Origin of the sequence: Mesorhizobium sp. M7A.F.Ca.ET.027.03.2.1 (genome assembly GCF_003999175.1) — a bacterium.
Classification (GTDB): Bacteria; Pseudomonadota; Alphaproteobacteria; order Rhizobiales; family Rhizobiaceae; genus Mesorhizobium.
The window spans coordinates 1-1,927 of sequence record NZ_RZOM01001133.1 but is presented as its reverse complement, the minus strand read 5'-3'; the positions used below and the strand labels follow the sequence as shown (position 1 = coordinate 1,927).

General features: G+C 64.1%; 2 protein-coding genes. Both read right to left on the bottom strand.

What is annotated here, in order from left to right; translation table 11 throughout:
• Nucleotides 1-11: 11 nt before the first annotated feature.
• The gene (locus tag EN750_RS32075; RefSeq protein WP_127399088.1) at nt 12-755 is read right to left on the bottom strand and encodes an MOSC domain-containing protein; all 744 of its coding nucleotides are present in this window, start codon (nt 753-755) and stop codon (nt 12-14) included.
• On the bottom strand, nt 755-1,927 hold a 1,173-nt coding region (locus EN750_RS32070; protein ID WP_127399087.1), incomplete at its 5' end, for an acetate--CoA ligase. The genes EN750_RS32075 and EN750_RS32070, both read right to left, overlap by 1 nt.

Genomic DNA, 1,927 nt, shown 5'->3' with positions numbered 1-1,927 from the left:
GTATCGATAGCTTACAGGAAGCGCATCGCGTCGCCGGTTTCGATGCGCGCCGGCCGGTCGACCGTGCAATAGACCCCGAGATTGTGGGCGTTATGGCGGACCAGGTTGCGCAGGATCGCCGGATCATGGTCGAAGCCATCCTGGGCGATGATGGTGAAACCGCAGCGGCGGCAGGGTTCCGAGATGGTCAGCAACAGGTCGCCGATGGCAAGCTTGCGGCCGATCCATTCCGTTTCGGGGAACGACCCTTCGATTGCCGCCATGTCGACGACGATGTTGGGGCGGAAGCGGCGCGGGTCGGTGGCGCCCTCTGGATGCAATGCCTTCAGGCGCGCCAGCGAGGCGGTGGTCAACAGATGGATGGGCGCCTTGCGGTAGCGCTCCGCGGTCAGCGGGCCGGAATAGTCAGGCGCGGCATTCTCGCGACGAAACGGCCGGATCGAGGCCTCGAAGCCGAGATAGGCCGATACCGCGCGGTCGCTCTCGATACTTGGCGCAGCCAGCCAGTCGCTATCGGGAACGGCAATCTCGAGTTCCAGGGCGGGCGACAGCCGGGTGCGGATGCGCGGCACCTTGTGCCATTTCGGGTCGCGGTCCGGTCGCGCGATCTCATTGTCGGACGCGTCGACAAGGCCGAACATGCGGTCGCCCTTAATGCTCTCGACGTCGACCGAGATTGTCTCCCGGCGCTCGCCGGCAAGCGAACTCGCCGGATAGCGCCAAAGCTCACTGACAATGCCAAGCGCTGCCTGCATCAGCTCTTCTTGTTCTGTCGGTTGGCGACCAAATCATCGACGACGGCCGGATCGGCGAGCGTCGAGGTATCGCCGAGCGCTGAAAAATCGTCCTCGGCAATCTTGCGCAGGATGCGGCGCATGATCTTGCCGGAACGCGTCTTCGGCAGGCCGGGCGCGAACTGGAGCTTGTCGGGCGAAGCGATGGCGCCGATCTCCTTGCGGACATGGGCGACCAGCTCCTTGCGCAGCTCCTCGCTCGGCTGCTCGCCGGCCATCAGCGTGACGTAGCAATAGATGCCCTGTCCCTTGATGTCGTGCGGATAGCCGACGACGGCGGCTTCCGAAACCTTGTCGTGGCTGACCAGTGCGGATTCGACCTCGGCCGTGCCCATGCGATGGCCGGAGACGTTCATGACGTCGTCGACGCGGCCGGTGATCCAGTAATAGCCGTCGGCGTCACGGCGGCAGCCGTCACCGGTGAAATACTTGCCCTTATAGGTCGAAAAATAGGTCTGCACGAAGCGGTCGTGGTCGCCATAGACGGTGCGCATCTGGCCCGGCCAGGAATCGGTGATGCACAGATTGCCGTCGGCCGCACCTTCCAGCACCTTGCCCTCGCCGTCGACCAGCTGCGGCTTGACGCCGAAGAAAGGCCGCGTCGCCGATCCCGCCTTGAGGTCGGTGGCGCCGGGCAGCGGCGTGATCAGGATGCCGCCGGTCTCGGTCTGCCACCAGGTGTCGACGATCGGCACCTTGCCGTTGCCGACGATGTTGAAATACCACTCCCAGGCTTCCGGATTGATCGGTTCGCCGACCGAACCCAGTACGCGCAGCGACTTGCGCGATGTCTTGGCGACATGCGCGTCGCCGGCGCCCATCAGCGCGCGCAGCGCCGTCGGCGCGGTGTAGAAGATGTTGACCTTGTGCTTGTCGATGACTTCCCAGAAGCGCGACTGCGACGGATAATTCGGCACGCCTTCGAACATCAGCGTGGTGGCGCCGTTGGCGAGCGGGCCGTAGACGATGTAGCTGTGGCCGGTGACCCAGCCGACATCGGCGGTGCACCAGTAGATGTCGCCGTCATGGTAATCGAAGACATATTGGTGGGTCATCGAGACGTAGACGAGATAGCCGGCGGTGGTGTGCAGCACGCCCTTCGGCTTGCCGGTCGAACCCGATGTGTAGAGGAT

Excerpts from the sequence above, each read along its gene's own strand:
- EN750_RS32075 (WP_127399088.1), bottom strand. The coding sequence starts at position 755 with ATGCAGGCAGCGCTTGGCATTGTCAGTGAGCTTTGGCGCTATCCGGCG.